This is a genomic window from Alkalimarinus coralli, from assembly GCF_023650515.1.
GTDB classification, from domain to species: domain Bacteria; phylum Pseudomonadota; class Gammaproteobacteria; order Pseudomonadales; family Oleiphilaceae; genus Alkalimarinus; species Alkalimarinus coralli.
Map to the genome: position 1 here is coordinate 2,164,235 of NZ_CP096016.1, position 23,115 is coordinate 2,187,349.

Genomic DNA, 23,115 nt, shown 5'->3' on the forward strand with positions numbered 1-23,115 from the left:
TTTTTAGACCACCCACACTGCAATGGATGCGACAACAAGTGCCGCGACTATTCCCAGTACCAAGTACTTGATTGCTAAATGAGCAGCATCCTGAGGGATAGCTTCTGCACGGTTAGTGGCATCAGAGTCAACGGAATTACTAGCGCGAACGCCATGCCTGTCAAGAGCGATCAACGCCAAGGTAATATTGTCAGTCCCCCCCTTTTCAAGGGCCTTACCAACAAGCTCATCAGCAACGGCTGCCAAAGGGTTGCCTTGTTCGAATGACTTTTTAATATTTGCATCATCAAGCTCACCTGATAGGCCATCACTGCACAATAGTATCTTTTCATTCACCCCCAGATCACCTTCGATCTGGTCAACTTTCCACTGCTCGTCATTGATACCGACTGCGTGCATTAACACTCGCTGAGTGGGGTGCAATCTAGCCTCTTCTTGAGTAATTTCTCCGGTATCCACCAGGAATTGCGCCTGATTATGGTCTGTGGTCAGCTGCTGAATGCCGCCGTGCTCGCTAATAAGATAAGCCCGGCTATCTCCCACCCAACAAATCTGATACCGAGAGCCTTTAAAGTGTATTGCCACAACGGTAGATGCCATACCGTTAATATCAGGTTTGTCTTTGCCAAGCTTGATAACGGTTCTGTGGGCATCCTCTATGGCCTCCTTCAACGGGCTACCCTGCCTGATTCTTCTCTCAACCGTTTGTGATACCACCTGGCTTGCAAAATCACCATGCGCATTGCCGCCTACGCCATCTGCAACCAGCCACAACCCAAGCTCCGGGTTTTCAATATAGCTATCTTCATTGCAGGACCTGACATGGCCAATATGCGTTTTTGCAGCAGATTTAAACATAGTGCTCCTTTAATGAACTATTCAACTTGCACAGGCGATTAAGCGCGTAATCAGCTATGGCGACGTGCCTTCTCTTCAGTATAGGTTAAAAAAACAGATCTAAATAAAATATCGTTTGGTTTCATTTATTTACAAATGAATGCTAATAAAAGTCCGCAAATGAATGTTTGAGGCTATACTCTTTAGCAGTACTCACCAATTACAGCTTGGAAGATCAAGGTCTAAGGCATGCTAAAGCTACAGTTTAAGGATCGACGGCAAGAGGCAATATGGCTGGTGGATCCGTTATTCACCGTTGGAAGTTCTCCGCAAAACAGCCTGGTCATCAATGGCTCAGGTGTTGCCAGCATCCATGCCGAAATACGAAGCATTGACAACAAAACCACTATTTCATGCCGTGACCCTCATTCAGCACTCTACCTTAACAATGAAAGAGTTATAAACGAGAAAACACTCAGTGCGGGGGATGTTATTAAGTTGGGTGATGTTGAACTCGATGTGATTGACCCCCACTCTACCCAGTACCAGTCAGCAATAGGCATGAAGCCTGGCAAGGCACCCGAGTGGCAACTAAAATCAACCGCGAGCTGGATGGAGAATCAAGTCTTTCCCATCAACCAAAAAGCCTCAATCGGCCGCGATGCCAGCTGTGATATCAGCATTCCTGTCGAGCATTTGTCCAGGCACCACGTAGAAGTTGAAGTAAAAGGCGGCAAGCTGTTAGTCAAAGACCTGGATTCAGCAAACGGAACCTTTCTCAACGGCAAGCAAATAACCGAATGTTATGCCAAGTCGGGCGATAAGATAAAGCTGGATGTCATCACATTTGAAGTCATCGGCCCTGCTCAAGACCCGAATAAAACGATCATCCGCTCTGCGCCATCAGACAAGCCTGCTAGAGCCTCCAAACCGACAAACAAAGCAAACCCGAAGAGTGCACCAGTAAAGAGATCGGCAAAACGCAAACCGGCAATCCCCGTTAAGCAACGACCGCTGGCTTCCGGCGGAAAGCAGGACTGGATAGAAGAACCTGTCGCCGTTGAGAAAAAAAGTCACTACTGGTGGTTCGCCATTGCAGGTTTCGTACTTACACTGCTGGCAGTCATTTTATTCATTAGCAGGTAATGCGCGACAGAACTAGGCAATAACGGTGGTACTCAGAAACAATGCTTCCTGTTGATGGACAAGAAAAAACACTCGTTTAAGCCATGATAACCGTCGCTATATCCAGCCGTGACTCCCGGCAACGGCGCCTGCAACCGTAACAAGACTGATAGACAGCAGTAGCCAATGCATATTCTGGATTATTGAGAATGTCTTTTCGGGATTAGATTGCGCCTTGCGGATAAACAGTTTGTGAAGAAACAGTGGTTCCAGTACAAACAGCATTAAGGTGAATATTAACCAAACGATAACCATCATCGTCATCCACCAATACTCAATCTGGCCAAACCGGCTCCATGCATCAAGAATATGCACAAGATAAAACCCAGAGAGGCCAGCAAAGAGCGTTGTAATACGAGACTGCAGCGCGAATCGCCCTTCAACTTTTTCAAAAAACACCACTCGCTCTTCGGCCGATTTGAATTGGCGAACAGCCGGTAACAAAACAGTGGTGACCATTGCCACACCACCAATCCAAAAGACAATGCTCAGCACATGGATAACACGTGCCGCAATGAACCCTTCCATATCTATATATTCCCGAGATAAACAACAGTAGACAACAACTTCATCACCGGGAATGCATCAGTATATTACAAGCTACCTAATGACTGATAAGGTTCCATCGGCGAGTGAATATTATAATTATTCTCAAGATAATCTTTTATGTTCTCGGGGCAATTGATATAGAACAACATAAAGTTACGTCTTAAATCGATATCTTTCGAGCTATCTGCGAAGAGTATAAGTTCGACAAGGTCATCATCATTGGTCAGGCGATAACGCTTCTTGTACTTGCTTTGCGCTCGAAATGCCATTCGTTTTAAATGAAACACGCAGGTTTGGTTAAGCAATAACTGTCTCATAGGTTTCTCCCCATCCACCTACTCTAATAATTAGGTTATATTTTCAAAACCCGCCAGCAAAACTGGATAAATAGCGCTAAGTTTTAGAGATTATTTACATTTTGATTCTGGATACTCGGTAAATAAGTTTTCTCCAGCAGAGGTTTTTATGCAAACGAAAATATTCTAAGCTAATAGCACACTCAGCCGCTGTCCCTTGCAGAATCAGGGCTATTCAAGCCAATAGAGAGCAATTCAAGCAATAAAGAATTATATGAAACTACCTCAAGTTCCCAAGCACAGTTTTTTGTTACTGATTATCAGCCTGGTTATTATGCTGATCGTTCCCCCTTATCTAAGAGAATACTCGCCCTTTGCATTTGAGGGCTTACTTTTGAACCCGTTTATTACTGCCATCTTCTTAACATCCCTTTATCTTGTAACCGATAACCGGCGCTTCTTTTTTATTGGGCTACTTATTCTCTTCCCTGTGCTGATTGTTAATGCGCTTTACTATTTTGACCGACAGCATTTTCACTCGATGATCAGCATCCTCGCTTACATCGCATTTTTTTCCTATATCTGTATATTTCTAGGCCGGTTTCTAGCGCGGAGTAAAACCGTTTCAATCAACGTAATATATGCTGCGGTGTGTTTGTACTTTTTCATTGCGATCATCTGGTCGTTCATTTATATAGCGACATACCATACGATAGAAAATGCTTTTTCCTTCTCGCCAAACTTGGCCAATAATCTTGACCCCGATAAGGATATCGTTGCGATATTTAGCTACTTCAGTTTTGTAACCATGACGACTTTAGGTTATGGCGACATCACGCCGGTTCATGAGATATCAAGAGCATGGGTATCGGCACAATCGGTACTCGGGCAGCTTTACCTGGCGATTGTGATGGCAAGATTTGTAGGGCTTTATATTTCGGATAGTAGAATGGAAGGAAAGGAAGAAGAACTTCAAAAGCAGAACCAATCAAAAATTTAGGCCGCTAAACCTGCCAAAACAGCAGTGTCTAACGGCCTAATTCAATGGCTATTCCGACTTTATGCGGAATATAGTCGCATAGAAAACCGGGACAATAACCAGCGTTAATACTGAAGCGAACAGCAGGCCGAACATAATGGTAACAGCCATCGCAATGAAGAACGCATCGCCTAGCAGCGGAACCATCCCTAATATGGTCGTCAGGGCAGCCATGGCCACCGGAATCAAACGGCTCACACCCGAATCGAGAATAGCCTGATAGGGGGCTTTTCCTTCATCTAACTCCACGTCGATCTGATCCACTAATACAATCGCATTCTTAATCAGCATCCCCGCCAGACTCATAAACCCTAAAAGAGACATGAAGCCAAACGGTTGATCAAATATCAATAACCCAACCGTAACCCCGATCACCGCCAATGGAACCGTTAGCCAAATAACAAGGGTTTTCTTGACCGAGTTAAACAAACATACAACGATAAAAATCATTAGACCAAAAAAGATTGGTAATGCCGCAGCGATTTGGCCCGAGGCCTTTACCGAGGACTCTCCCTCACCTCCCCAGGCCATATAGTACCCAGGCATATCTTTTATAGGTATCTGGTCATTCCAGCGAACGGGTATCGTATTTGCGTCATACTTCTGCCCTTCTTTCAGCGGGCTAGCGCCTGAATATTGCTCCAGATCAACACCAATTGCCTGCTCTACCTTAGGTTTAATGCGAGCAAACAATTCACTAGGTAAGCCCCTTCGCTGATCAACATGAATTCGGATCATAGAAACCCGATTCCAACGCCAGATGTGGGGGTTTTCAAAATCAGTTTCAAAGCGGGACATAACCTGCCCAATAGGAATCATTTGCTGTGCCGCAGGGCTCCAGATTCTCACTTGGTCAAGGCTTTCCAGATCTACGCGCTCTTCTTCAGGAGCACGGGCAATAATAGGTAGAAGTTCGTCACCCTCACGATATACACCCGCATTAACACCTTCTACAGAATATTTAAATGCAGTCGCAACATCTGGTCGCTCAACCCCTGCAATAGATGCGGGTGATTCTGAAAACTGGGGCCGCAACACTTTTACTTTGCTACGCCATTCATTTCTCACCGCTTTCGAATCAGGGTCAGCTTCTATTTCTACTAACGCTTTATTTGCCAAGCGACGTAACTCACTTGCATCCGGCCCAAGTATCCTTAGCTGAATTTTTCCGCCAGTCGCTGGCCCATTCACAAATAAGCGTACATTTACATTAGCCTCAGGAACAAACTCTTCGAGATCATCCTGAAGTTGGTCGGTCAACTCTGATATTTTGCTAAAGTCATCAACATCAACAATAATCCGCGCAAAGCTCGGGTAATTATATTCAGGCGTATAAGTCAACAAAAATCGAATTTCGCCACCGCCTATCTGGGAGGTTAAATGCGTAACCGGGGCGTACTCTTTCAGCTTTTCTTCAACTCGCGCCACGCGTGTAACGGTTTCATCAATATCTGTTCCTTCAGGGAACCAAAGATCAACATAAAATTGCGGCCGTGTAGAGTCAGGGAAAAAGCTATTCTTAAGAAAGCCAAACCCATATAGCGAAGCGCCAAAAATGACTAAAATAACGCCAATCGTCACCCATCTAAACTGTATACATCTAGCCAAAAAGGTTCGATACCCTTCATAAAAAGCACTATCATAAGGGTCTTTCTCTTCACCCGGCTTCTGCTTAACTGGCTTCAGAAATTGCTCGCACAACAGCGGCGTAATCGTCACAGCTGTTATCCAGCTCATGGAAAGAGAAATAAGTATGACGGTAAACAATGATCGAGTGTATTCTCCCGTGCTGTCTTCATTCGTACCAATAGCAGCAAACGCAGTAATCGCAATAGCGGTCGCACCTAACAACGGCACGGACGTCTGGCCCACAACAGCAGAGGCCGCTTTAAGCGCATTTTCGCCTTTGTTTATTCGAATACGCATACCATCAGTCACTACAATGGCGTTATCCACTAACATCCCTAATGCGATAATTAACGCCCCAAGCGAAATACGCTCTAACGTAATATTAAGCATGCTCATAAAGATAAACGTCCCCATGATCGTAACCACAAGCACGGCGCCAATCACAAGTCCACTTCTCAACCCCATAAAAAGCAGTAAAATAACTATGACAATGACCACCGCCTCAACGAGATTGATCAAAAAACCATTAACCGCTTCTGTCACCGTATCAAATTGAATAGAGATCGGATTTACATCAATACCTAACGGTATGTTAGGCATAATTAAATCAATTTTTTCCTTAAGGCCTTTCCCCATTTCTACCACATTACCACCCAGCGCAGTAGAAATAGCCAACCCTACTGCTGGCTTGCCGTCATAACGCAAGAAACTATCCGAAGGGTCTTTGAAGCCTCTTATTATTTTGGCCACATCACGCAGAAATACCTGGCTATTGTTGTCACTGTCGCGAGAACGAATAAGAAGGTCACCAAACTCTTGTTCAGATTCAAACTCGCCCGTTGGGTTTAGAGCGATGCGATCAGCCCCTACCTTTATATAACCGGAACTTACGGCAGTATTTTTTGAACCTAGCGCATGATATATGTCATCAGGTGAAACACCTAAGTCTGACATTTTCTCACGCAACATCTCTATATAAATAACTTCTTGCTGCACTCCATAAAATGCAATTTTTTTAACATCCTGAACCGTTAATAACTCACGGCGTAGATATTTCGCTAACTCATATAGCTCAGGGCTGGTATATCCGTCTCCAGTTAAAGCGACAAAAACACCATAAACATCACCAAAGTCATCGTTAACAACAGAAGGCCCCGCTCCCGGCGGCAAATTTTTCTGATTGTCGTTAATCTTTCTGCGCAACTCATCCCAAACTTGAGGCAGCCCCTTAGCATCATACTTATCTTTCATTGTCACTTTTACGATCGAAAGCCCTCGTGATGATTTTGATTCGACGCGGTCTAACTGCCCCAATTCTTGAGCTGCTCGCTCAATCAAATCTGTGACCTCTTCTTCAACTTCAGCCGCAGAGGCACCAGGGTAAGGCGTAATCACTACCCCTTCTTTAATCGTAAATTCCGGATCTTCAAGCCGGCTCAAATTTTCAAATGCAATCGCCCCGACCACAGCAAGAATAATGGTAATGGTCCAGGTAATGACTCTATTACGAATACTCCATTCAGCAAGGTTCATTAGTAAGTTACCTTCTCAATAGGCCGAATGATCTTACCTTCCCGCATTTTAGTCACTCCACCAATAACGACCATATCATTCAACTCAACGCCTATCACTTCAATCTCGCTTTTACCTTTTAGCGCTCCCATTGCTATTGGCTTTTTCTTAACACTATTGTTGGTTGTATCTACCACCCAAACAAACGCATTATTGTCTTCATCCGCGACTACCGCATGCACTGGCAACAGATAGGTGTCATTGACTTCGTTTGTATTGACTCTTGTCGCAAACACTTTTGCGGTCATTCCAGGTAAAAGTGAAATTCCTTTGGTATCATTCATACCTAATACAATTTCAAACGTTTGAGTTTTTGAATCGGCCTCCGTCGAAAACTCTTTTACATACAAGTCAAACTGTTCATCAGGAAACGCTTCAAATTTGGCACTGACCTTTAAAGCCCCTTCATCTTCAGTTCTTCTAGACACGAGTGACTCAGAAACATTAACAACCACTTCCAGCTGGCTGTTATCTTGCAAACTGATGACCGCTTGCTTAGCTTGAATATCCTGAAAGTTATCAACGTAACGCTTTGCAACAGTACCACTAAAAGGAGCTTTAAGCTCTGCATCATCTAATGCCTTTCGTGCCTTTTCTTCATTGGATTTCGCTACATCCAGGGCGGCCTTTAATTTGTCATACTCGGCCTGTGAAATGAATTTTTTGACCAGTAACTCTTCTGCCCTGTTGAAGTTTGCCTGAGTCTTAGTCAGCTCAGCACGAGCGGCACTCAAGTTACTTCTGTAATCCCGGTCATCCAACCTTCCCAACACCTCCCCTTTCAAAACCTCCTGGCCTTCTTTCATCGGGAAGAATTTGAGCTGACCTGGCACCTGAAAGGATAAGTTAACCCGTTGCGATGCCCTTACGGTGCCTGGCAACTGTCGATTAATTTCGTTACTCGCGCCTTTAACGACCATTACTTTTGCGGGCTGTATCACCTCTCTTTCAGGCTCGGCATCCTCTTTTCCGCAGCCTATTAAGACCAAGCTAATAGCAATAGGTATAAAACGTTTAATATTCATATAATTAATCCATCCACCCTGATAAAAATTATTGAAGAAGCAATTCGGTTATCGATACGTTCCGAGTTAGCTAAAAAGCCGTTGATATAACTATTTTCAGACAAGCATAGACAAATAACTTCATGTTTTCACCCACTTTTTTAGTAAGCTAAACAAACCGCTTTGCCAATATGTGGCATATTAGGTAAGGACGGGCTCATCAAGAACCGATAATGGAGTTTGAGCAAATCGCCAAACTCCCCTAAAAGGTTATACCAGGCCGCACTTAAGTCGGGTAATGACAGTGGGTTATTTCAGCAGAAGAGAGGTAATAGCATTACGGTAGGATGGAATTAACGAGGACCAGCTATATTGCCTATAGCCCTCTCTAAAGTTTACGTTTGGGCTCGGCGTTAGCTGAAGGAGTTTGTCTACCGCTTCACTGGCCTCTAACTCGGGGGTGTCAAGGTGTGAACTGTAACGGTATTCGCCCGGTATTAAAGCTTGATATGACAGCCTGTCTGGAACTAACGGCAAACATCCGGCAGACACAGCCTCCAGAACTGCGATACCCTGAAACTCATGTATCGCTGTTGAAATCACAACGTCACACGCGGCCAACAGGGTTCTGTACTCTTCAACATTATCGACATACCCAAAGGTGTTTATACAGCCAGAAAAGAGATGCTCTATTTGCTTGAATTCATCCGGTATATTTCTAAATGCCTCTCCTACAACGTTGAGTTCAAACGTCACGTTTCGCCGCTGTAATTCTAGTAGCAGAAGTAACAGCCGGTCAGGCCCTTTATCGTATTCCCAGCGATGATTCCATAACAGCTTTACAGGCTCAGTCGCGTTGTAATCTCGACGGTCAGGTAAGTTAAACAACCCCTCATCTACCGGAACGGGAATAACTAATGACTTATTTGATAGTTGCTCAGACAAGTTAGTAATCACATGGTCAGGAAGCTTTGCCATAAGCCGGTCGCAACCATCAAAAAATGAACGACGATTAAACTCCGAGTTGAACACAATGGCATCAGCAGCCATAGCAGAATATAAATTCACCATTTGAGGCTCGATGCTAGCCTGCTGATTTATAGTTTTCGGATACTCAAACTGATTCTCATGAAAGTAAACCAGCGAAGGGGTGCGCGATAGTGAAGGGATAATGCCTTTCAGGGTTGCCAGATCAACCATCGATGTCGCAATCACGAAGTCATACTCTACCGAGAGCTCAGCACTATACCGCTCAAGAAAACTAATGGGGTTTCCTCGAATGCGCCAACTGAAAAACCGTGCAGGTAGTGTTAGAACCGTCCACTCATATTCATTCAGATAATGTTCCAGACCTTTTCGCCAATAGCGATGACTGCCTGCATCATACCCTGATAACAGCAAGCCTTTGGCTACCTTGGTAGACATTTAGCGTGGAAGCCAAAACATCATGACAACACAGAAAATCGAAACCAATATTACAGCCGTACTAAAGTGCATACGAAGGCCGGGGATATAGCCATTTCTAGCGGGGGGAATTGCCATACCACATCGTTGGCAGATTGGCGCAGCGCCTTTTTCGATAGGTTGTTCTATCGGAGCATGGCAATTTGGGCAACATCGTTCACTCATTAAACCGTCTCAATTATTGTGAAAAGGATCAAGTGAAGTATATCGAATTTTTACCCGTATTGTTTGATCAGTGTCAGGCTCTTTGGCCGGTTCCTTTCAGTACTTCTTCAATATACTGTTCCGCATGAACCAACGGCCCGATATGGTTACCAGGCAAAACCTTAAAAGAGCAGTTTGAGCCATTTTTAACCGCCGAAGGGTAGAACTTCTCAAATAGCCTGTTTGAAAACTCCTGGCCTGATTTTAGATCAACACCCGACAGCGCGTTTCGCGCCTCAAATACACTGTCGTTCTGGCCAAACAAAACAACAATATTGTCTAGCCCACTCACAGGAACATTCACATCCGTTGCGACGTGGCTGCACTGCTCAATATCTATATAGGCACGCGCCAATTTCAAAGGTAAGTTTGATTTTGATTTAACATATGAAACAAACGCATATAGAGAGTCTGACAACGTTCCTCTAACAATGGCAACCCCTGCGATCAGGGGATATTTAAACTGCCCCTTAAATACCATAAGGCTTATCAGCCCAACTTCAATCATAAAATTGGTAAACAGGTTGACGCCTGCCCAAGGGCGTCTACCCCAGGACTCATAACCCGCTGGCGTCATCTGCGCTAAGTTGTTAACACATGATGGATTTGCATTGGCAAACCTTCTCGCTAATAACCCCCCATGTGACCAACCCACAACTGTGAGTTTACAGTCGATTTTCTGTGCGGGCGTTGCTTCATTTGATCCTGTCCCTCTCTCGTTAATTGAAATAGGGAGTTCACATGGGTTGTCACTTTCCGGTATCTGCAAACCTTTTTTGGCCAGGCAGTAACGGCATAACGCCATAAGCAAAACTAACTTACCTTTATCCCCCCGCCATTTCCTAACGCAGCCATAAGGAGTATAAACATGAGGAATAAACACAATACCGGAACGACTTTTTTCGGCTAACTGCGTTGTCATCTCAATACCGTATTTAGGCTGCTGGCCGTGGCCATGAAGGAATATGATCACATCACCATCAAGGCGACCGTTACGTCTGTTCCTAGCTTTCTGCTCATCTGACCGAGTATCAATAAACAGTCCCAAGCCTTGTATATTCTCGCCATTAAAGGAGATATCAAATTTAGAAAACTCCCCCAAACTGCGCTTGCTACCATTCAGATATTCAACCAGAAAGAAAAGCAACGCTGCAACGACCACCAAAACAGCAACTGTTAACACAATAGCACCCTATAAAATGATTAAAGCCATCTATTTAAATACACGCCATCGATTTAACTTCTAGCTATCTATTTAAATAGTGTTAAAAACTGACTATCGATTCATTATAGTAATTTTGTACTATTTTAACTTGATTAAGTGCACATCCGTACATATTTTTATCGCTAACCGTAATAAAAATAACCTTTTAGAGTATGAATTTAACTGGGGGACTTATAAGAAAGGAGTAACCCAATATAAAAAAAGAGAAACTCCTGATGGGGTTGTAAAACTGAAAAAGCTAAGCGTCAAAAAATATAATGGAACTGCGCCTGCGCCCTATAATAAAATATGAAGCAATTAATCAGGCTTTTCATTTTATTCTCCGAGCTGAGAAGTAAGCTACTTAGAGTGCTGAGGGATTAGCACTTTTTTTATGGCTGTTTGGCGCAGCAGATCATTGCAAGCCTGGGTTCTCCGATAGTAGCTGAGCTTTCATCTCTTTAATACGTCTAACTTTTTCTATACCGACCGCGAGTTCTTCTTCCGGCAGGCCTTGTGCTTTGGCTTTGGCAATTTGTTCTTCCAGCATATCGATCTTGATATCTGCCGCTTCAACATAGGCCTTGAATATCTTTTGTTCCTGCCTGGACTCATACTCGAGATAAAGCTCCGGGCTTTCAAGTTCTTCGGCGGTTGGCGCTTCTGTTTCAGCGCTTTTACCGATAGGGGGGGCACGATCATCACCATTCAGCCGAGCCTCAGCCATCGATTCAATGGCATATTGGTCTAATTCATACTCATATTCTGGCCGGCTGACATCCTCGTCCTCTTCTTTATTGTCATTGTTCTCCACTGTTTTTTTTGCGATCACTGCAGCTGGTTTAGGCGCTTGAAGTGGTTTAGTGGGATTTGGCTTAACAGGCTGTTCCGAATTAGCAGAGGGAGGCTCTACTACATCAGCCTGCTGGGCATTGTTATACCCCAGCACCAAGCCCAAAATAATTGAACATGACGCCAAGAAGATTACCAGAAACCACATTGATCTATTCATTAAGCTAGATACATCACATTAGGCCAAATAACACATTGAATAGATGGGCTCTTAAATCCAAGAGCCCATCTATTCAACAAGGAAGTATTAGAAACGCTTTGCCGCATGGTTAAGGATATGCACAACCATTGCAATAGCGTGAGGGATAGTCTGCTCTGCAACTTGAACACGATCACTGTGGTTTTCGCTACTCAATACAATGCCACCGTTTGAATAAGAAAACGCCCCGCCCTCTGTTAATAGTGGGCGAATATCTGTTGCGCTGTCGGCTAACGCAGTGAAGCTGTTTAATGCTGTCGCCACTTTCGCTGAGTCGTTCAAGTTTTCACTATAGTAGTTGTCGTTAACCCAGCCTTCCCAACCAGAGTGGTTTAAGTCTGACGTCGTCCATGTATGGTGAGGCTGCAACAAGTCCGTAGTATGAAGAACGAAACCTAACGTTTGAGCAGTAGGCTGCGCTAAAAATTGCTGATACCAATAGTGACCAAGGTTGTCGATTGGCTGAAATGGCGCATCTTCAAAATCTGCATACATTGAGCGGCTTGAAGAGCCTTCATGGCGGTAGTTTTTCTCAGTAATATCGTAAGAGTTGTACTTGCTGCTATCACGCCCCCACCAGCCAGTAAGCCCGCGATTACCATCGTCAAGGTAATCACCGTATAACCATGATGCCGCCATGTTGTCTATAGCGCCCCATACCGTCAACTTATCGTAGTTATAACCACCCAGGTCATTTCCGTGAGCATCACCACCTTGAGTATGGTTCTGAAAGTGCCAGTAAGAGGTATATTTTACAATGGAGCTACCCGCCCCCCACACAGGAGCGACCTGGCAGTTTCCGGTTGTTGCTCCACACAGGTACGTATCTTCAAAATCATCAACGTCATAAGCGCCCTGGCCCAGTACGTTTGCAAATTGATCCACCGTATAACCTGCTGCCGTCGCGGCGGCGGCCAAACGTGTGTATTCAGTGGTTGATGGGTTTTGTTGCATATAATTTACTGCATCGATAACGATTCGGCGGTGAGTTTCTTGCGTCCACGCTGATGCATCAGCTGCGATTAAGATAGCACTTGCAGCACTCAGTGCTATGACTGATTTTTTTATCATTGGAATATTGCCCTTAAGATATTGATATGCGCGTTTTTTATTTTTATGCAAAACGTCGCTCTACTGTTTATAGGTTTAGAATATCCGTTTCAGGACTCAGGTGTTGAGCTCCATTTATCATGCAAACGGTCTTTAACAACCTTTTACAATCAAATTCGTTATTGGGAATAATTTCCCGGCTAAGCACTCATGTCACCGACGTATTAGTGAAGGGTTAATCTTTATTTCTGCTGTTTTAAACAAATTTTTCCGAACCGCTAAGAACTCATTTTCGAGGTTTTTGCGAGCAATTTCTTTGCCTGCCAGGTAGCGAACGGTTTCGCTGTCAACGTCAAAATAGTTCTCTTCACGCTTATCAACCAGGAAGATCTCCCAATAAACGGTTTTTCCATCAGCCTGGGGCGACCTGATCGGCCTGGAGACAACGCCTTCTTTTAATGCAAACACCGCGCTTTTTGCCCACTGACTACCTCCGTCCTCAGCGCGCACCTTACCCAGGCTTCCTGCCGGAGACGCATTCCTGGTTTTGGCAATTGAGAACTTTTTAGCCGCTTCTGAAAATTCCATCCCCTCTTCGAGCGCTGCCTTAGCTTTCCCTGCGGCATCAAAATCGGCTAACCGAATATGCCTCGCCTCTACATATTCAATTCGCTTAAATTTTTCCTTATTTGCATTAAAGTACTGTTTAATTTCAGCTGGTGTTACTTTTTTGAATGCTTCATCCAACGGGGGATTGTCGTCATGTATATCAGCACTGACGCCATGATGGGCTATCACTCTCGACTTATAATGACGATCCTTTATAAACCGTTTAAGCGCTTCAATTTCGAATGATTTGAGACCAGAGTGATGAGCAGCCCACCAGCTCACAGTATTTGAAGAAACAAATTGATTAATCTGCGCCTTAATAAATTCAAGATTCATTTGATGAATTTTGATTCGGCCTTGAATATTCTGACGCCTGTATATATCAAATAGCGTTACCGATTCGCTCGACTCACCAGGTAGTTTATATTCAGCAATAACCAACCCTTGTGCCGCTTGTTGTTGCTCAGGGGTGAGCAGATATTCCATACGCTTACTCATATCTAACAACTGTGAAAGCTGTTGATGTTTATCGTCTAAATAGAAAGATGTGATGGCCTCAGGTGATGCGCCTATGTTCTCCTTAATATAGGAAGACAGCTGTTGATGATATGACGCTTGAATAAACCCGGTGTATTGATCATCCAAGTAGGTTTCGACAGAAAACCCCACTGGATTATTGCTCATTAATGACTCTTCTTTTATTTCCTGCTCTGCATACTCAGCCAACAACCGATTTTCAATAAGACCATTGACCAGATCACCATAGCGCATTGGGCGTTTACCCTGGGAAACACTTTTATAGAGTAAGTCAACGCTGACCAACGGAAACTTATACCCGTTAACAACAGCGACAGTCTTTGGGTCATCAATAGTGGCAAAGCCAGTGGGTGCCCCAAAGGCTAACAATGAATAGAAGCAGGTGAAAATAAATAAGAGACTTTTTATAACAGGCGATAGGTTCATTACAACTCACTACTTAGTTCGTACCAGTAACCTATATCGAACATCTACCATTCAATAACAACGGGTTACATGGCCCCAGATAACTAAAACCCGACACCTTCCTGGTGTCGGGATATCACAAGAACGATGCCGTTCTTTTATGCAGGTTTACTAATTAAAAGCGCTTAGCTGCGTGGTTCAGAATATGAACAACCATAGCAATGGCATGAGGAACTGTCTGCTCTGCAACTTGAACACGATCACTGTGGTTTTGGCTGCTTAACACAATACCGCCGTTCGAGTATGAAAACGCGCCACCTTCTGTAAGCAATGGACGAATATCATTAGATCCATCAGCAATAGGCGTGAAATCATTTAAAGCGGCCTTTACTTTGTTAAAGTCGTTAAGATTCTCACTAAAGTAGTAATCAGCAACCCATGACTCCCACCCTGAGTGATTTAGGTCAGATGTTGTCCAGGTGTGATGCGGCTGAAGCAAGTCAGTCGTGTGCAGAACAAAGCCCAGTGTTTGCGCTGTTGGGCGAGCACTGAACTGCTCGTACCAATACTGACCCAGGTTATCAATCGGCTGAAAGGGAATTTTCTCGAAATCAGCATACATTGATTTTGAAGAAGATCCTTCATGTCGGTAGTTGCGCTCAGTAACCCCATAGCTATTGTACTTGCTGTTTTCGCTCCAGAACCAACCTCGCATTCCTCCCCAGCCATCATCTAAGTGATCGCCATAAAGCCATGTAGCAGCGAGGTTATCAATCGTTCCCCAAACAGTTAACTTGTCGTAATTGTACCCGCCTAAATCATTCCCGTGAGCATCCCCTCCTTGTGTATGATTCTGGAAGTGCCAATAAGACGTATACTTAACAATTGATGCGCCCGCACCCCAAACAGGCGCTTGCTGACAATCCCCCGTTACAGCACCACAAATAAAGGTATCCTCAAAGTCATCAACATCATAAGCGCCCTGCCCTAGCACCAATGCAAACTGGTCAATCGTGTACCCTGAAGCTGCTGCTACTGCGGCAAGACGGTTATACTCAGTTGTGTCTGGGTTAGCCTGCATATAGTTGACCGCGTCAACTACTATTTGCCGGTGAGTGTCCTGCTTCCATGCATAAGCATCCAGTGAAGGTAGCATCAGAGCTGATACTGTTAACGCCGCTATCGTATTTTTAATCATGGTATAAACCCTTTAATCTATTATTTTTGTTGTTGATTACTCTCAGCCAGTTTGTGACATTGTTATTCTTCAGCCATTTTAAGAATGTTACGAACCTACTTGTTCACATCCGAAAATGAAATCAAAGAATACCTTATTTATATGAATAATATATGACCAAAAATAAGTATTTTTGTGCATCCGTACACATTTAATAGAAAAATATGACGTATACGCCAACTTTAACCATTTATATTTCAGGGGATTTGCTAGCACAACCCAAAACACAATATATAGTAGCATTTGAAAAATATAGCCTTGGTCTTTTTTTGTTTATCAGCTTTATTGGCAAGCTATACAACTCTAGGCCTCTCGCAACATTCAAGCCAAACAGCACCTGTATAAAACCCTTAAAGAGGTACAGTTTTACTATTAAATTTATAAATTCAACCTTCACATAACACCATATAGTGTTATACTGAGCCACATCAAAGCGGATATATTGGGTTCCATCCAATTCTTAACCACTAATAAGAACAAACGCCTAATTCGCTTTAAAATACAACCATTTTTTTATTTTTATATCGTTTGATCTTAAAAGAACGAATAAATATGGGGGTTCGCTGTTAGTAACAACTAACACAACATGTAGCCCCCAACCATTTGACATATTTGTCGCTAGAGGGCTGAAATGAACGCGAAAGTTGAACCAATCACTACACCAATCCCGATGCAAGACGCTTCACTGGATATCTGGAGCACAAAATACCAGCTTAAAACCAAGAATGGTGACCCGGTTGACAACAACATTAATGAAACCTATTCGCGTGTAGCAAAAGCTCTGGCAGAAGTTGAAAACAAAAAGAACAGGGATAAAGTTCACAAAGAGTTTGTTTGGGCACTGGAACACGGTGCAATTCCTGCTGGGCGAATCATGTCTAATGCAGGTGCAGGCGAGCACAAGCCCGCCACATCAACAATCAACTGCACCGTATCAGGCATCGTTAATGATTCTATGGATGACATCCTTTTCAAGAATCATGAAGCAGGGCTTACCCTTAAAGCGGGTTGCGGCATTGGTTATGAGTTCTCTACATTACGTCCAAAAGGTGCCTACGTAGCCGGCGCTGGTGCAACAACGTCTGGCCCTCTCTCGTTCATGGATATTTTTGACAAGATGTGTTTCACCGTATCCTCTGCCGGCGGACGACGTGGCGCTCAGATGGCCACTTTCGATGTGCACCACCCTGACGTGCTCGATTTTATTAGAGCAAAGCGAGAAGATGGCCGACTGCGCCAATTTAATCTGTCGCTTCTTATCACAGAAGACTTTATTAAAGCCGTCAAAGAAGATGCAGACTGGAAGCTATCATTCCCTGTTACTCAAGAAGAGGTGGATGAAGATGGCCTTGATGTAAAGGATGAAAGCAAATTTACATACCGGGAGTTTCCGGTAAAAGACCAATATGTAACCAATAAAGAAGGGCTGGTCGCTTGCCGCGTTTATAGCACCGTAAAAGCTCGCTTTATCTGGGACAGCATCATGACATCAACCTATGACTTCGCTGAACCTGGCTTTATCCTGATTGATAAAGTAAACGAAATGAATAACAACTGGTTTTGTGAAAATATCCGTGCAACAAACCCATGCGGCGAACAGCCACTTCCCCCTTATGGTAGCTGTCTGTTAGGTTCAGTAAACCTGACCAAGTTTGTCGAGAAGCCATTCACTGATCAAGCGACTTTCAACTTTGAAAAATACCGTAAAGTGGTCGCCATTTTCACCCGCATGCTAGACAACGTTGTTGAAATCAATGGCCTTCCACTTGAAGGTCAGCGTAACGAAATACTGAATAAGCGACGTCACGGCATGGGCATTCTTGGCTTAGGCTCAGCTCTAACCATGTTAAAGCTACCTTACGGCGGCGAAGAATCAGTTAAATTTACTGAAGAAGTAAACCGTGAGATGGCACTCGAAGGCTGGAGGCAAGCATTAGCACTTTCAGAAGAGAAAGGCGCAGCACCAGTCATGGAAGAAGAGTTCACTGTAACGGAAGAAATGCTCCGCAAGCGCCCTGAAATGAAAGAAGACGGCTTTAAAGCGGGTGACCGTGTTAAAGGCAAGGTATTGCACGCAAAATACAGCCGATACATGCAGCGCATTGCTCAGTATGAACCAGAGCTGGTGGAAAAAATTTGTGAAAAAGGCGCCCGCTTTACACACCATACGTCCATTGCACCCACGGGCACTATCTCCCTGTCTCTTGCGAATAATGTAAGTAACGGTGTAGAACCTAGTTTCGCACACCACTACTCAAGAAATATTATTCGCGAAGGTAAAAAGACAAAAGAGAAAGTCGATGTTTTCTCATATGAGTTGCTGGCATACCGCCACCTCGTCAACCAAAATGCAATGCCTTATGCCGAGAGCGAAGATGCAAAACTGCCTGATTACTTTATCTCAGCTGATGAGGTAACGCCAACTCAGCATGTTGACATCCAGGCTGCTGCTCAGCTTTGGGTTGACTCTTCCATATCAAAAACGGCCAATGTTCCAACGGAGTTCCCATACCAGGACTTCAAAGACATCTACATGTATGCTTATGAAAAGGGATTAAAAGGATGCACAACATTCCGCTTTAACCCCGAAGCATTCCAGGGTGTATTGGTTAAAGAGCAGGACTTGGAAAACACAACTTACGAATTTACACTAGACGACGGCAGTAAAGTAAGTGTAAAAGGAAATGAAGAGATCGAATACGATGGTGAAGTTCATTCAGCCGCCAACTTATTTGATGCCTTAAAAGAAGGCACATACGGCAAGTATTGATTCACACCTAAATACGTAATACTGCCTTTATAAAAAGCAACGAAGGCAGTTAGTTTGATCTCAGTAAAATACAGACAATAGGCATTTGATCATGACCGTCAAAATTGAAAAGAAAATTGTCGGCTACCAAGTTAAAAAAGCTGAAAGCAACGCACAAGATGTTAAAACCGAGAGCGCTGATACATTCGCTCCCGTTGAAATGAATGAGAACATCGCTCGTCCAGAGTTTTTGCTTGGTTCTACCTATAAAATTAAGCCCCCGGTTTCTGAACACGCACTATATATCACGATAAATGATATCTTGCTGAATGAAGATACTGACCATGAAGTTCGACGCCCTTATGAGGTATTTATCAACTCCAAATCAATGGAGCATTACCAGTGGGTCATAGGCTTAACACGCGTTATATCTGCTGTATTCCGAAAGGGCGGAGATATTACATTCTTGGTCGAAGAGCTTTCTTCTGTTTATGATCCAAACGGCGGTTACTATAAAAAAGGCGGCGTATTCATGCCATCCCTGGTTGCTGAAATCGGTGCGGTTATTGAAAAGCACATGAAGGCGATTGGCCTTATCCAAACTGAGGAGCTAAGTGACCACGCCAAAAAGATATTGGCTGAAAAGCGAGCTGAATTTGAAGCCAAGCAATCAAATAGTGCCAATGACTCCGACACTGCATTCCCTGCAAACGCGACCGTATGCAAGAAATGCTCTACTAAAGCAGTCATTGTAATGGATGGTTGCAAGACCTGCTTAAACTGCGGTGATAGCAAGTGCGGCTAAATATTTAAGTTAGCCGAGCATTGCTAAGTTCAGAGTCAAACGTTCAGAGTAAGGTATCTCACAAGCACCTTACTCTGGCCAAGGAGGCAGTTGCCTCCTTTTTTATTACCAAGACTCACTAATACAACCCACATGAACCGATCCCCTCTTTTCCTGTCAACGATAGGAAATACTCAATTAAATCATCTCCAACCTAAACATTAATCGACGACTCAATTACAATAGTCATAAAAGCGATATAAGCTTAACCTGCCATTTGATATTGGCAGTTTTTTTGTGCATAAATTCATTTGCTGTATTTAGACTAACGCACCAACAGGATGTTAAGAATGATTAAGAATTGCCTATTCCCCGTTGCGGGTTATGGAACCCGTTTTTTACCTGCAACCAAAGCGATGCCTAAAGAAATTCTGCCGGTGGTAAACAAGCCACTCGTTCAGTACGGCGTCGAAGAAGCCGTTGCTGCAGGTATGAATAACATTGGCTTTGTAACTGGCCGAGGCAAAAGAGCGATAGAAGACCACTTTGATATCAGCTACGAACTTGAGCACCAGATTCAGGGCAGCGGGAAGGAAGGGCTACTGGCATCTATTCGTCACCTTATTGAAAATAACCAGTTTTCATTTACTCGCCAACGTGAAATGAAAGGGCTTGGCCATGCAATCCTAACTGGGCGGAACCTCGTTGGAGAAAACCCATTTGGTGTCGTATTGGCTGATGACCTCTGCGTTGTTGAACCAGGCGAAGATGAAGTAATGGCTCAAATGGCGAAACTCTACAATCAATTTCGATGCAGTATCGTTGCGATTCAGGAAGTGCCACCAGAAGAAACCAATAAGTATGGCGTCATCGCAGGTGAGTGCATGAAAGAAGGGCTCTACCGGATTACAGATATGGTTGAAAAACCAGACCCTAAGGATGCGCCTTCTAACCTGGCGATTATCGGGAGATATATACTCACTCCTGACATTTTCGAAATTATCGAAAACACCCCAGCCGGAAAAAATGGCGAAGTACAAATCACTGACGCATTGATGACTCAAGCCAAAAATGGTTGCGTACTGGCGTATAAGTTTAAAGGCAAACGGTTCGATTGCGGCAGTATTGACGGGTTTGTTGAGGCAACAAACTACGTCTACGAAAACATTTACAAGAAAAGCTAACCTGTAAGGTGAAGTTAAGGGGTGGGCCTTCGTCCACCCTTATTCTCTTTTCCTGCCAATGCTTGCTCCCTTAATATAAAAACCTTCACTTAAAACCCGTTTATAGATTTTTTTGTTCCTTAGTACACAATAGATGCGCCCTATTTTCCTCCATCAACTATGATTACAGTAAAGTAGTTAAGGGGGAGTGTCATCAATGTGGTATTCGCTCGTAGGTCTAGTATCTTCATTTATGTTTTCGCCTGTTACACCTAGCGAAGCTTCATTTTACACCAACGGGTTCCTATTCAGCCCACCGGCATGTGAGCATAAAGTCGTATTCCCCCGCTTTCCTCAGAGCATTGGCGTTCTCGCAAAAGATGAATCCACCTACTCTGCTCAACTCTATCTGCCCAATACATTTATGAGAGCTGATTGCAAAAATGATCGTCCTGAACGCAATGCGAAAAAGGCAGAGTGGCTAGAGATGAGGATGACAGAGCACATCGAAAGCCTGGGCGGGAATACATTAATAATTCTGAATTATTCAGTAACAGACAACATCGCGAAGTTTGCAGCACAGCTGTTTATGGAGAATGAAAGCATATTACTAAACGGTGCGCTTTACTTGGGAGAAGACACACTGCTCACCCTTACCACAATAGAACGAAACCGCGTTCGCCCGCATACTGATGCCAACCGTTTTATGTCATCGGCGTTGATTTTAAAAAATATGTAATGGCGAAAAGCCGCCTAAATATAAGGCACAAAAATTAAAGTAAGCACATGCCGCATAAAAGCAATTTAGAGCTAATTCATCAGTTGAAGAATGAGCTTTTTATTTTCATCATCACTTCGCCTAAAACGCTTCAACAGCTCTAATTCATCATCTGTAGGGAGTAGCTTTTCAATCTCTTTTTGAAGATGGTCAAGCGACAGATTTACGTCGTTTTCATCAATAAACGCCAAGCCAGGTAACTCTAACTGCTCTTCATCTTCATGGTCATAATTCAGCTCTAACAAAGCATCTAGCTGAGTACCTGTTTTCAAGCAAAGATCAATCAGATTATCGATACTAGGGAAGCACCTTTTATCCTCCTGAGTAGACTCCCAAGCATTCACTACCGTCACATCGACCTGACAGATAACGCTAATATCATCTATTGTAAGGTGCTTTTCTTCTCTTAACTGCTTTAAATGCTTGTGGAATTTACTGAGGTACTTCATAAGTCAACTTCCAGATGGATCAGCGGTAATCATATCAAACAACAATGGATTATGAATAGCTCTAAAGAATCATTCGATCATTTACGCAAAATGGCAATTTAAGCTTAGCCTGAATGACTCGGAAATTAATATTATAGGAAAGGCTAGCTCTTATACTGAGAAAAATGAGGATTTATTGGGCACTTAAATTAAGAGAAATAACGAGGGTGTTTTAAGGAGTACAATTTCAATACTTTTTACAGCGAATTGAAATTGGTAGGACTAGGCGATTATTCGCTTCTCTCACCCTACGGGCCATCGCATTCGCGATGTTGTCTCACGGCTGCGCCGCTCGGCTCGAACATGCCTTCGGCAGTTCTCATCTGCACTCAGTTTATTTCAGGCAATAAAAAAGCCCGCAAATTACGAGCTTTTAAAATTGGTAGGACTAGGCAGATTCGAACTGCCGACCTCTACCATGTCAAGGTAGCGCTCTAACCAACTGAGCTATAGTCCTACTGTGCAGCGGGTGCGTAATGTAACAAAGATATTTTCCCTGATCAAGAGAAATATACGTTCTATTCACACTATCTCTGCTCAACGAGAGATTCGCGTATCATACCTATTGATAGTGATCAAAGTACAATCAGTTCATACTCGTTAAAATGGCTTAACTAGCGTCCTTATTAAGTGCTTTTATTATGAACAACGAACACTCAACTATCGTATACACAATTCGGGATTCGCTGTATATCAACTTAAACAATCGCTGTACGCTTAAGTGCTCATTTTGTCCTAAGTTTAATGGCAGCTGGCAGGTTCATGATTATGATTTGGCACTGGATCATAAGCCATCGGCAGAAGAAGTTATTGACGAAATCGGAGACCCTACACAGTACGACGAAGTAGTATTTTGCGGTTTTGGCGAGCCCACATTAAGACTGCAAGAGCTAATTAGTGTCGCCAGATGGGTTAAGCAGAAAGGCGGTAACGTTCGCGTTAACACAGACGGCCTGGCAAACCTAGCCCACAAGAGAAATGTCCTTCCTGAGCTTGCAGACTGTGTGGATAGCCTTTCTATTTCAATGAATGGGCAAAATGAAGAAGTATATAACCAACACTGTAAGCCTGGTCTAAATAAATCATGGCACAATATGATGGGGTTTCTTGCAGCGGCGCCTAGCTACATTGAGGATGTAACCGCAACGGCGATAGAGGGTTTGGAAGGGGTTGATATTGATGCCTGCGAGAAGCTCGCAAAGAGCCTGGGAGTTAAGTTTAGAAAACGGGTATTAGATATAGTTGGTTAGCCCAGGCACCAAAGCCAACTACCTTGTGAAT

At 43.7% G+C, this 23,115-nt stretch carries 19 protein-coding genes and 1 tRNA gene; 7 read left to right on the plus strand and 13 right to left on the minus strand.

What is annotated here, in order from left to right:
* Positions 1 to 3: 3 nt before the first annotated feature.
* Positions 4 to 858, minus strand: a complete 855-nt coding sequence (locus MY523_RS09575) for a PP2C family protein-serine/threonine phosphatase (protein WP_250658546.1) — start codon at positions 856 to 858, stop codon at positions 4 to 6.
* A gap of 228 nt (positions 859 to 1,086) precedes the next feature.
* On the opposite strand from MY523_RS09575, the gene MY523_RS09580 reads away from it, so the two are divergent.
* On the plus strand, positions 1,087 to 1,983 hold the full coding sequence (locus tag MY523_RS09580; RefSeq protein WP_250658547.1) for an FHA domain-containing protein: 897 nt from the start codon (positions 1,087 to 1,089) through the stop codon (positions 1,981 to 1,983).
* Between the two features lie 96 nt (positions 1,984 to 2,079).
* On the opposite strand, the gene MY523_RS09585 is transcribed toward MY523_RS09580, so the two are convergent.
* The gene (locus tag MY523_RS09585) at positions 2,080 to 2,550 is read right to left on the minus strand and encodes a hypothetical protein (RefSeq protein ID WP_250658548.1); all 471 of its coding nucleotides are present in this window, start codon (positions 2,548 to 2,550) and stop codon (positions 2,080 to 2,082) included.
* A 65-nt stretch (positions 2,551 to 2,615) separates the two neighbouring features.
* Positions 2,616 to 2,888, minus strand: coding sequence for a hypothetical protein (locus tag MY523_RS09590; protein ID WP_250658549.1), 273 nt, complete (start codon positions 2,886 to 2,888; stop codon positions 2,616 to 2,618).
* Positions 2,889 to 3,141: 253 nt separating this feature from the next.
* Between MY523_RS09590 and MY523_RS09595 the strand changes: the two genes are divergently transcribed.
* Entirely contained in the window at positions 3,142 to 3,867 is a 726-nt protein-coding gene (locus tag MY523_RS09595) for an ion channel (protein WP_250658550.1), read from the plus strand.
* A gap of 48 nt (positions 3,868 to 3,915) precedes the next feature.
* On the opposite strand, the gene MY523_RS09600 is transcribed toward MY523_RS09595, so the two are convergent.
* The 8 genes from MY523_RS09600 to MY523_RS09635 form a co-directional block, all read right to left on the minus strand.
* Positions 3,916 to 7,068: an efflux RND transporter permease subunit gene (locus MY523_RS09600; RefSeq protein WP_250658551.1), complete on the minus strand. Its 3,153-nt coding sequence runs from the start codon at positions 7,066 to 7,068 to the stop codon at positions 3,916 to 3,918.
* Positions 7,068 to 8,132, minus strand: coding sequence for an efflux RND transporter periplasmic adaptor subunit (locus MY523_RS09605; protein ID WP_250658552.1), 1,065 nt, complete (start codon positions 8,130 to 8,132; stop codon positions 7,068 to 7,070). Before MY523_RS09605 ends, MY523_RS09600 begins: the two co-directional genes overlap by 1 nt.
* A 288-nt stretch (positions 8,133 to 8,420) precedes the next feature.
* Positions 8,421 to 9,536 (minus strand): tRNA-queuosine alpha-mannosyltransferase domain-containing protein, encoded by a 1,116-nt coding sequence (locus MY523_RS09610; RefSeq protein ID WP_250658553.1) that lies wholly within the window; start codon positions 9,534 to 9,536, stop codon positions 8,421 to 8,423.
* 277 nt (positions 9,537 to 9,813) lie between these two features.
* Positions 9,814 to 10,962 (minus strand): hypothetical protein, encoded by a 1,149-nt coding sequence (locus MY523_RS09615; RefSeq protein ID WP_250658554.1) that lies wholly within the window; start codon positions 10,960 to 10,962, stop codon positions 9,814 to 9,816.
* 436 nt (positions 10,963 to 11,398) lie between these two features.
* Positions 11,399 to 11,995 carry a hypothetical protein gene (locus MY523_RS09620; protein ID WP_250658555.1) on the minus strand — a complete coding sequence of 199 codons (597 nt, stop codon included), beginning with the start codon at positions 11,993 to 11,995 and terminating at the stop codon, positions 11,399 to 11,401.
* A gap of 87 nt (positions 11,996 to 12,082) precedes the next feature.
* Complete coding sequence (locus MY523_RS09625; protein WP_250658802.1) at positions 12,083 to 13,102, minus strand: phospholipase C/P1 nuclease family protein; 1,020 nt, start codon at positions 13,100 to 13,102, stop codon at positions 12,083 to 12,085.
* Between the two features lie 195 nt (positions 13,103 to 13,297).
* On the minus strand, positions 13,298 to 14,656 hold the full coding sequence (locus MY523_RS09630) for a peptidylprolyl isomerase (RefSeq protein ID WP_250658556.1): 1,359 nt from the start codon (positions 14,654 to 14,656) through the stop codon (positions 13,298 to 13,300).
* A 154-nt stretch (positions 14,657 to 14,810) separates the two neighbouring features.
* Positions 14,811 to 15,833: a phospholipase C/P1 nuclease family protein gene (locus MY523_RS09635; RefSeq protein ID WP_250658557.1), complete on the minus strand. Its 1,023-nt coding sequence runs from the start codon at positions 15,831 to 15,833 to the stop codon at positions 14,811 to 14,813.
* A gap of 670 nt (positions 15,834 to 16,503) precedes the next feature.
* On the opposite strand from MY523_RS09635, the gene MY523_RS09640 reads away from it, so the two are divergent.
* From MY523_RS09640 to MY523_RS09655, 4 genes are all read left to right on the plus strand, one after another.
* Positions 16,504 to 18,642 (plus strand): adenosylcobalamin-dependent ribonucleoside-diphosphate reductase, encoded by a 2,139-nt coding sequence (locus MY523_RS09640; RefSeq protein WP_250658558.1) that lies wholly within the window; start codon positions 16,504 to 16,506, stop codon positions 18,640 to 18,642.
* Between the two features lie 91 nt (positions 18,643 to 18,733).
* Positions 18,734 to 19,426 (plus strand): TSCPD domain-containing protein, encoded by a 693-nt coding sequence (locus MY523_RS09645; protein ID WP_250658559.1) that lies wholly within the window; start codon positions 18,734 to 18,736, stop codon positions 19,424 to 19,426.
* Positions 19,427 to 19,755: 329 nt separating this feature from the next.
* Positions 19,756 to 20,589 carry a UTP--glucose-1-phosphate uridylyltransferase GalU gene (gene galU / locus MY523_RS09650; RefSeq protein ID WP_250658560.1) on the plus strand — a complete coding sequence of 278 codons (834 nt, stop codon included), beginning with the start codon at positions 19,756 to 19,758 and terminating at the stop codon, positions 20,587 to 20,589.
* 196 nt (positions 20,590 to 20,785) lie between these two features.
* Positions 20,786 to 21,307, plus strand: coding sequence for a hypothetical protein (locus MY523_RS09655; protein ID WP_250658561.1), 522 nt, complete (start codon positions 20,786 to 20,788; stop codon positions 21,305 to 21,307).
* 71 nt (positions 21,308 to 21,378) lie between these two features.
* On the opposite strand, the gene MY523_RS09660 is transcribed toward MY523_RS09655, so the two are convergent.
* Positions 21,379 to 21,795 (minus strand): helix-turn-helix domain-containing protein, encoded by a 417-nt coding sequence (locus MY523_RS09660; RefSeq protein WP_250658562.1) that lies wholly within the window; start codon positions 21,793 to 21,795, stop codon positions 21,379 to 21,381.
* 419 nt (positions 21,796 to 22,214) lie between these two features.
* Positions 22,215 to 22,291 (minus strand) — tRNA-Val (locus MY523_RS09670).
* Positions 22,292 to 22,475: 184 nt separating this feature from the next.
* On the opposite strand from MY523_RS09670, the gene MY523_RS09675 reads away from it, so the two are divergent.
* On the plus strand, positions 22,476 to 23,084 hold the full coding sequence (locus MY523_RS09675) for a TatD family nuclease-associated radical SAM protein (RefSeq protein ID WP_250658563.1): 609 nt from the start codon (positions 22,476 to 22,478) through the stop codon (positions 23,082 to 23,084).
* Positions 23,085 to 23,115 lie beyond the last annotated feature (31 nt).

Excerpts from the sequence above, each read along its gene's own strand:
- MY523_RS09575 (WP_250658546.1), bottom strand. The coding sequence starts at position 858 with ATGTTTAAATCTGCTGCAAAAACGCATATTGGCCATGTCAGGTCCTGC.
- MY523_RS09580 (WP_250658547.1), top strand. The coding sequence starts at position 1,087 with ATGCTAAAGCTACAGTTTAAGGATCGACGGCAAGAGGCAATATGGCTG.
- MY523_RS09585 (WP_250658548.1), bottom strand. The coding sequence starts at position 2,550 with ATGGAAGGGTTCATTGCGGCACGTGTTATCCATGTGCTGAGCATTGTC.
- MY523_RS09590 (WP_250658549.1), bottom strand. The coding sequence starts at position 2,888 with ATGAGACAGTTATTGCTTAACCAAACCTGCGTGTTTCATTTAAAACGA.
- MY523_RS09595 (WP_250658550.1), top strand. The coding sequence starts at position 3,142 with ATGAAACTACCTCAAGTTCCCAAGCACAGTTTTTTGTTACTGATTATC.
- MY523_RS09600 (WP_250658551.1), bottom strand. The coding sequence starts at position 7,068 with ATGAACCTTGCTGAATGGAGTATTCGTAATAGAGTCATTACCTGGACC.
- MY523_RS09605 (WP_250658552.1), bottom strand. The coding sequence starts at position 8,132 with ATGAATATTAAACGTTTTATACCTATTGCTATTAGCTTGGTCTTAATA.
- MY523_RS09610 (WP_250658553.1), bottom strand. The coding sequence starts at position 9,536 with ATGTCTACCAAGGTAGCCAAAGGCTTGCTGTTATCAGGGTATGATGCA.
- MY523_RS09620 (WP_250658555.1), bottom strand. The coding sequence starts at position 11,995 with ATGAATAGATCAATGTGGTTTCTGGTAATCTTCTTGGCGTCATGTTCA.
- MY523_RS09630 (WP_250658556.1), bottom strand. The coding sequence starts at position 14,656 with ATGAACCTATCGCCTGTTATAAAAAGTCTCTTATTTATTTTCACCTGC.
- MY523_RS09635 (WP_250658557.1), bottom strand. The coding sequence starts at position 15,833 with ATGATTAAAAATACGATAGCGGCGTTAACAGTATCAGCTCTGATGCTA.
- MY523_RS09640 (WP_250658558.1), top strand. The coding sequence starts at position 16,504 with ATGAACGCGAAAGTTGAACCAATCACTACACCAATCCCGATGCAAGAC.
- MY523_RS09645 (WP_250658559.1), top strand. The coding sequence starts at position 18,734 with ATGACCGTCAAAATTGAAAAGAAAATTGTCGGCTACCAAGTTAAAAAA.
- galU (WP_250658560.1), top strand. The coding sequence starts at position 19,756 with ATGATTAAGAATTGCCTATTCCCCGTTGCGGGTTATGGAACCCGTTTT.
- MY523_RS09655 (WP_250658561.1), top strand. The coding sequence starts at position 20,786 with ATGTGGTATTCGCTCGTAGGTCTAGTATCTTCATTTATGTTTTCGCCT.
- MY523_RS09660 (WP_250658562.1), bottom strand. The coding sequence starts at position 21,795 with ATGAAGTACCTCAGTAAATTCCACAAGCATTTAAAGCAGTTAAGAGAA.
- MY523_RS09675 (WP_250658563.1), top strand. The coding sequence starts at position 22,476 with ATGAACAACGAACACTCAACTATCGTATACACAATTCGGGATTCGCTG.